General features: G+C 37.9%; 7 protein-coding genes and 1 riboswitch. Of the genes, 5 read left to right on the plus strand and 2 right to left on the minus strand.

Features of this window, described 5'->3' with window-relative positions; all coding sequences use genetic code 11:
- Positions 1 to 190: 190 nt before the first annotated feature.
- The 5 genes from GC093_RS28890 (at position 191) to GC093_RS28910 (ending at position 3,705) form a co-directional block, all read left to right on the plus strand.
- Positions 191 to 946: an HAD family hydrolase gene (locus GC093_RS28890; protein WP_171655409.1), complete on the plus strand. Its 756-nt coding sequence runs from the start codon at positions 191 to 193 to the stop codon at positions 944 to 946.
- A gap of 384 nt (positions 947 to 1,330) precedes the next feature.
- Complete coding sequence (sigV, locus tag GC093_RS28895) at positions 1,331 to 1,834, plus strand: RNA polymerase sigma factor SigV (protein ID WP_171655410.1); 504 nt, start codon at positions 1,331 to 1,333, stop codon at positions 1,832 to 1,834.
- Position 1,835: 1 nt separating this feature from the next.
- Positions 1,836 to 2,702, plus strand: coding sequence for an anti-sigma-V factor RsiV (rsiV, locus tag GC093_RS28900; protein WP_171655411.1), 867 nt, complete (start codon positions 1,836 to 1,838; stop codon positions 2,700 to 2,702).
- A 554-nt stretch (positions 2,703 to 3,256) separates the two neighbouring features.
- The gene (locus GC093_RS28905; protein ID WP_171655412.1) at positions 3,257 to 3,379 is read left to right on the plus strand and encodes a YjcZ family sporulation protein; all 123 of its coding nucleotides are present in this window, start codon (positions 3,257 to 3,259) and stop codon (positions 3,377 to 3,379) included.
- A gap of 68 nt (positions 3,380 to 3,447) precedes the next feature.
- The gene (locus tag GC093_RS28910; RefSeq protein WP_312886628.1) at positions 3,448 to 3,705 is read left to right on the plus strand and encodes a type II toxin-antitoxin system RelE/ParE family toxin; all 258 of its coding nucleotides are present in this window, start codon (positions 3,448 to 3,450) and stop codon (positions 3,703 to 3,705) included.
- Positions 3,706 to 3,825: 120 nt separating this feature from the next.
- On the opposite strand, the gene GC093_RS28915 is transcribed toward GC093_RS28910, so the two are convergent.
- Positions 3,826 to 4,188 carry a response regulator gene (locus GC093_RS28915; protein WP_171655413.1) on the minus strand — a complete coding sequence of 121 codons (363 nt, stop codon included), beginning with the start codon at positions 4,186 to 4,188 and terminating at the stop codon, positions 3,826 to 3,828.
- Positions 4,189 to 4,316: 128 nt separating this feature from the next.
- Positions 4,317 to 4,405, minus strand: a riboswitch (cyclic di-GMP riboswitch).
- 355 nt (positions 4,406 to 4,760) lie between these two features.
- Positions 4,761 to 5,306 carry a DoxX family protein gene (locus GC093_RS28920; protein WP_171655414.1) on the minus strand — a complete coding sequence of 182 codons (546 nt, stop codon included), beginning with the start codon at positions 5,304 to 5,306 and terminating at the stop codon, positions 4,761 to 4,763.
- Positions 5,307 to 6,026 lie beyond the last annotated feature (720 nt).

Genomic DNA, 6,026 nt, shown 5'->3' on the forward strand with positions numbered 1-6,026 from the left:
TAAGTGACAGTACTTTTGAGATGCCGAGGAACGGGCAAAAAAGTTGAGCTACAGTATCCATCGGTAACTTCAACTCGTTAGAGTAGTAACAAATTGAAAGAATGTTTAAAAATAAGTGTTGCATGCATCTGAGTGGAAGGATAAAATTGGAAAAATAACTTTATCATCACATAATGGATGGGAGAGTATTATGTATCCAATTAAATTGGTTTTGTTTGATCTAGATGATACACTTTTACACTTTGCCGACTATTGGGAAAATAGTGTTAAGGACGCGTTCAGAAATCATTTTTTCACCAGTGAAATGAATAGTAACGATTTATTTGAAGTCTTTAGTAATGTAGAACAATTCTTAGTAAAGAAATTAGATAGCAAACAAATTTCTTTTGACGAATATCGGACTAAACGTTTTCTCTATTCTATGGATCAAATGGGGAAAACAACGGATGTAGAAACGGCAATTAACTTTGAAATGTTCTACCAATCAATAAGTAAAAAGCATATGAAGCCTAATATGATGATAAACAAAACCATTAAGGATCTTAGTGATTATTACCAAATAGGAGTATTGACGAATGGAAGCAAAGGGTGGCAGAATGATAAATTGGAGGCAATCGGATTAGATGGTATCATTCCAAAAGAGTATGTGTTCATTTCCGAAGTTATCGGCTATGAAAAACCAAGCCCAGAAATTTATCATTATGTTCTAAGTATGACTTCTTTACCACCAGAACAGGTACTTGTCGTGGGCGACTCTTGGACAAATGATGTTGCGGCTCCAATACAAGAAGGGTTGAAAGCTATATGGTTAAATAAGAAGAATTATCAAGTACCTCAAGAGCCTCACCCTCTAGCAGTGATTACCGAAATAGAGGAATTACGTGCGATTTTGTTGTCACACGTAATAGACGGCGTCGACATTGCGACAGCACAAGGGGCCTCTTGATTGAGTATCTTATTCGCGCTATTCTAACGGAGAACGATAGCTCAATATAGGACATTTGAACAAAAACACTAGCTTTTGTGAAGATATGCAACTGCGGCGGCATTTGTAATCAGAAGGAAATCTGGTTTTCATCTGGCGTTAATGAATCAAGCCTATAATAGAACTTGACCCCCTTTAGAATATATAAAATTAAAACCCACATCTCGTTGATGTGGGTCTCTTTCTGCTTTCTGTAGATCTTCACAAAATAAAGAGTTTTTGTACATATGTCCTGAAATTCAATGTTTTTGTGTTCCTCCAAACTTTTTATTAAGCTCACACGTCTAAGTGAGGCAAGGCAAACGGTAGAGTTACGCGCGTATACACAAGGAGTGTTGTGAAGTCATGACGAAGGGTAATTTAGAAAACTTACTTATTCAATGCATAACCGAACATAAAGAAAGTGTTTATCGATTAGCCTACAGCTATGTAAAAAATGCTGAGGATGCACTAGATATTGTCCAAGATTCCATTCATAAGGCGTTTGCGTCATCAGAAACACTTAAAAGCACGACATCCATAAAGAGCTGGTTTTATAGGATAGTGGTGAATACTTCATTGGATTTCTTAAGAAAGCAAAAGAAGATTCGCGTTTTTGACGAGAATGCACTGGAATTATTGAGTGATGGTCGTGATGATGTCTATCCCAATATAGATTTAGAAAGAGCTATGGATGAGTTGCCCCCCATATATCGAAGTGTCATTGTGCTTAGATATTTTGATGATTTAAAAATAGAAGAAATCGCAGATGTGATAAAGGAAAATGTAAGCACGGTAAAAACACGGTTGTATCAAGCGCTTCGAATGTTACGGGTTAAAATGAATGATGAGACTTTGGAGGTACAGTGAAATGGACGAAAAACTGGAGCAATTGAAACAACAACATATGGATATACCTATTCCGAAGGAATTGGATTTCATCGTACAAAAGGCAATTAAACAAAACAGAAAAAAAATAATTAATTTCAAGTGGTTGTCTGGAATCGCAGCAGTAGCCATTCTCGTAACGGGGCTTAATACTAGTCCCACTTTTGCAAAAGCGCTCTCCGAAGTTCCGATAGTTGGTAGCCTTGCAAAGGTGCTCACTTTCAAAGAATTCAAGATAGATGAGGGAACTTATAAAGCAAATATACAAGTACCCGCTATTACGAATTTGGGCAGCAAATCCTTAGAGGACAGCTTAAATAGCAAATACCTTGAAGAAAGCAAAAAATTGTACAGTGAATTCACCGCTGATATGGAGAAGATAAAGGAACAAGGCGGAGCACATGTGGGTGTAGATAGCGGATATAAAATAAAAACCGATAATGATCAGATTTTATCCCTGACCAGATATGTGGTAAGTACGTCTAATGGATTGTCAAAATTCACATACGACACGGTAGACAAGAAAAATCAGCTTTTGCTTACTTTGCCGAGTTTATTTAAAGATGACCGCTATATAAGCCTGATCAGTGAAAATATTAAGGGACAGATGATACAGCAAATGAAGGAAGACCCCACAAAGGTTTATTGGGTTGAAGGTGTACCAAATAAGGTCAATAGCTATTTTAAGACTATAGCCAAGGATCAATCCTTTTATATAAACAATGATGGTAAGTTGGTCGTCTGTTTTGATAAATACGAGGCTTCCCCTGGAGCTATGGGTGTACTTGAGTTTATCATACCAACCAATGCGGTTGCCGATGTGTTGGTCAGTAATGAATATATAAAATAAAATGAACAACAGGGTACCTTCACCTCTCGGTGATTGGAACCGATAGTTTTAGAGGACATGCGCACAAAACACCCGATTTTGTGTGCATGTCTACAAGAAAAACCTGTTCAGAAGCATAATAAAGGCCCTAAAATCCATTTTCTTTTTCTCGCTTCGCTACACCTTTGTTTAAACCACCTGCTTTAAATATCTTTTCTCTTGACTTTAAAGGGTCTTAACAGCACCATAGGTCGGTTTTCTCTCAGGAAACGGCATAGAACACCACCTACACTAATGCAGGAAATAAAAAAGTCGCAGGAGACGAACAAAAGCCCCTTATTTTAGAGATCTGAAAGCTCGAAAAAACAGACAGTTTAAAGCAACCGTCTGTTCTTTGAGGACCGATCTATGGGTTATGTGCGGCAGTTGGAAGCAGGCACACGATATCTTATGAAAATCTATCGAATTGGGAACGACTTGTTTTCTTGTTTAAGCGCACATTGTATTAATCGTCCAATCCCTAAACCGTTTATGTTCATAACATACAGTGAGCTAAAGCGGAAGGAGGGACTACTATGGGACTTGGAGTTGGTGGACTTGGAGTAGGAAGCTGTAGCTGTGCTGGTTTGGGTACTACTACTGCTGTGATTCTTGTGCTTTTCATTTTGTTGGTCATTGTTTCTCGTTGTTTTATCTAATCTCAGCACTGAAGCACTGTGAATAAATTAAAAGGACGCTTATCTTTGCCACAGACGGCGCGGGTATAGTGGAAGCTATCAATGCTATTCGGCTTGATCCATCAATAGGAGAACAAAAAACAGGTGATTTAACTGGTATTTATGGGTACGATGTATCGTATCAGGGGACGAACTATGAGATTGCCTATCGAGTTGAGGAAAATGAGGAAGGCGAATTAGTTGTAGTTATCTTAGCCGGAACAAGAGAAAATTTCTATGAAGAGTTGAAACGTTATTTTCAAGAGTTGACCAAGGGCCGCCTGAAAGGCGGCTTTTGTCATGTATGATAGCTACGCAACTTCTTCACAAAATATGGAACTTTGTACATATGTCCTGGTTTTAGTCTTGCTAGCGAGCAGTAGAGCGAAACAACATATTCATATATTGAAACCCTACTAGGGGCTACATCACATATTTAGGACCTTTTTTACTGCTTCTGCTACCCTGTCTTTATCGAAAGGCTTTGTAATAAAATCACTAGCCCCTAGAGTAATGGTTTGAATAACAAAAGATTGTTGCCCCATTGCCGATACCATTATTATCTTTGAATCACTCTTGTAACTTTTAATTTCCTTTAATGCGGTAATACCGTCCATCTCAGGCATTGTAATATCCAACGTAACTAAGTCAGGAGAATGTTGAAGAAATAGAGCTACTGCCTCTAGTCCATTCGATGCTTCGGCAACAATTTCATGCCCTAATTCGGATAAGATGTTCTTAATCATCAATCGCATAAACATAGAATCATCTACAACCATTATTCTAGCCATTTAAATTTCACCTCTCAGGGGGGAACATGCTACCTAGTTATTAAATGTCATGGATGACATTTAATTGTTAACGCAGGAAAAACTCCCCTTATAAGCAGAAGGGGAGTTAAATATATATCTCCCTGTCCTTCGGTAACTGGCAAGCATAGCGAAATATTTCGCCTTAGCCCCTTTAGCATTGCGTCACTAATTTTCATTAGTTTTGCCTTTATCGTATAACAGAAGAATTGCTATTCACTTTTTTAAAATTATAACACTCTCATTACTAGTAATAAAGACCAACACTGATAAAGGAAGTAGTCACATGTCACATCTTCACAAAATAAGGCATTTGATACATATGTACTGCTGGCGTTGAGCTAATGGACACAACGTGGAGCGACAATGAATGAAATGGGACATGATTTTGCTACGCCCAAACATACTGATCTCAAACAATGAAAAAAAGTCGAACTGTTATATCGAAAAGGTGTTACTTTTCATTCGTGTTCTTACTAGGTAGGCAAGACTGCCTGCCTTTTTACGTCAAAAACGCAGCCCCGATGGAGCTGCGTTTACGAAAGGGATTTAGATTAAGCGTGTATGGGTTTGTGTTTCGTACCCGTTCCAGTTGTTAGGTCTGTAGGATTTTTCTTGTGTGTAAACAGCTTACGAAGGTAGGGCATCAGGTAATGGTCAATGCCGAATCTACCGGTGTTCGCACCTGCCATGAACAAGATCCCACCGATAAGAATGAACCAAGGGTTCGTGTTTACGGTACCCGCGAACATGAACATGAAGTTCATGAGAAGTCCGAAGAATGCTGCCGCGGTAGTCAAAACACCAAGAATTAAACCAAGACCAACTAAGAATTCGCCGAGCGGAATCATGAAGTTAATTATTTTAAGATTCGGCAGAGCGAAGTGTTGTATGAATGCGGTGAAGGTAGGATACACAAGTTCATTGGTTGCTTTGTCGATTATCGGTTTAGTGACCGCGTTATTTAAGAAGCCTTCGGCATTAAATCCGCCGGTTAACTTTTGCCATCCGTGAGTGAGCCATTCATATCCAAAATAAAACCTTACGAAAAGCAGGATACCTGCTGCATATTTATTTTCTCTAAGCCATTTTCCTAACATGATAATCATCTCCTAAACTTGATTGGTGAAAATTTTCACATACTACACTAAAAAATAAGCTTTATCTATTTCAGCCAAGAACGGGATCGTTTTTGTGTTTTCATGGTATATCGTTCCCTTCGTCTTACAGAATGTTTACTTTCTCTCTACACCTTTAATGTAACATGTTCTAAAGGTTTAATATGTGATTTAAATCACAAAGTATAAATTGTTTTCAATCTGGATTAACCTTTTCGGAGGAAATGCCTCGAATGAAATTTTCCCTTGTCACGGTGCCAGCAGTTTTTTATTTGCGCAAATTTAATAGGGACCCCCGTCAGCTAACGGAGATCCCTATCGCATTACAGTATTCAATTTTTATACTCCTTCCTGATACTCACGGATAGCGTTAAGCTAACGGGCAGGATACTGACAACTTTAGTGGAATTATTAGTTTATCATATTTGATTTATACTTTTCCTTTTGTGGAGAAAGTAGGGCTTATTTTGTTTGAGAAAATAAAGTTATTATATGATCAGACCCAGAAGTGGTTTTGGTTTATATGGATATTTGTATACGGTATATTCGGCATAATCGGGTGTCTTATGTATTTATTTGATAAAGAGTACGTTTTATCAATAGCCTGTCTCTGTACAAGTCTTATATTTTCATTTATTAGTTATTTTGTTCACAGGCTCTTTAAAAAGAGAATTGAGCGGAGATTGAAAAATTACGTTTAAT

The sequence above is a fragment of the Paenibacillus foliorum genome, assembly GCF_013141765.1.
Lineage (GTDB): Bacteria > Bacillota > Bacilli > Paenibacillales > NBRC-103111 > Paenibacillus_S > Paenibacillus_S foliorum.

Coding starts and splice junctions, on each gene's coding strand:
- GC093_RS28890 (WP_171655409.1), top strand. CDS start 191: ATGTATCCAATTAAATTGGTTTTGTTTGATCTAGATGATACACTTTTA.
- GC093_RS28915 (WP_171655413.1), bottom strand. CDS start 4,188: ATGGCTAGAATAATGGTTGTAGATGATTCTATGTTTATGCGATTGATG.
- GC093_RS28920 (WP_171655414.1), bottom strand. CDS start 5,306: ATGTTAGGAAAATGGCTTAGAGAAAATAAATATGCAGCAGGTATCCTG.
- rsiV (WP_171655411.1), top strand. CDS start 1,836: ATGGACGAAAAACTGGAGCAATTGAAACAACAACATATGGATATACCT.
- sigV (WP_171655410.1), top strand. CDS start 1,331: ATGACGAAGGGTAATTTAGAAAACTTACTTATTCAATGCATAACCGAA.
- GC093_RS28905 (WP_171655412.1), top strand. CDS start 3,257: ATGGGACTTGGAGTTGGTGGACTTGGAGTAGGAAGCTGTAGCTGTGCT.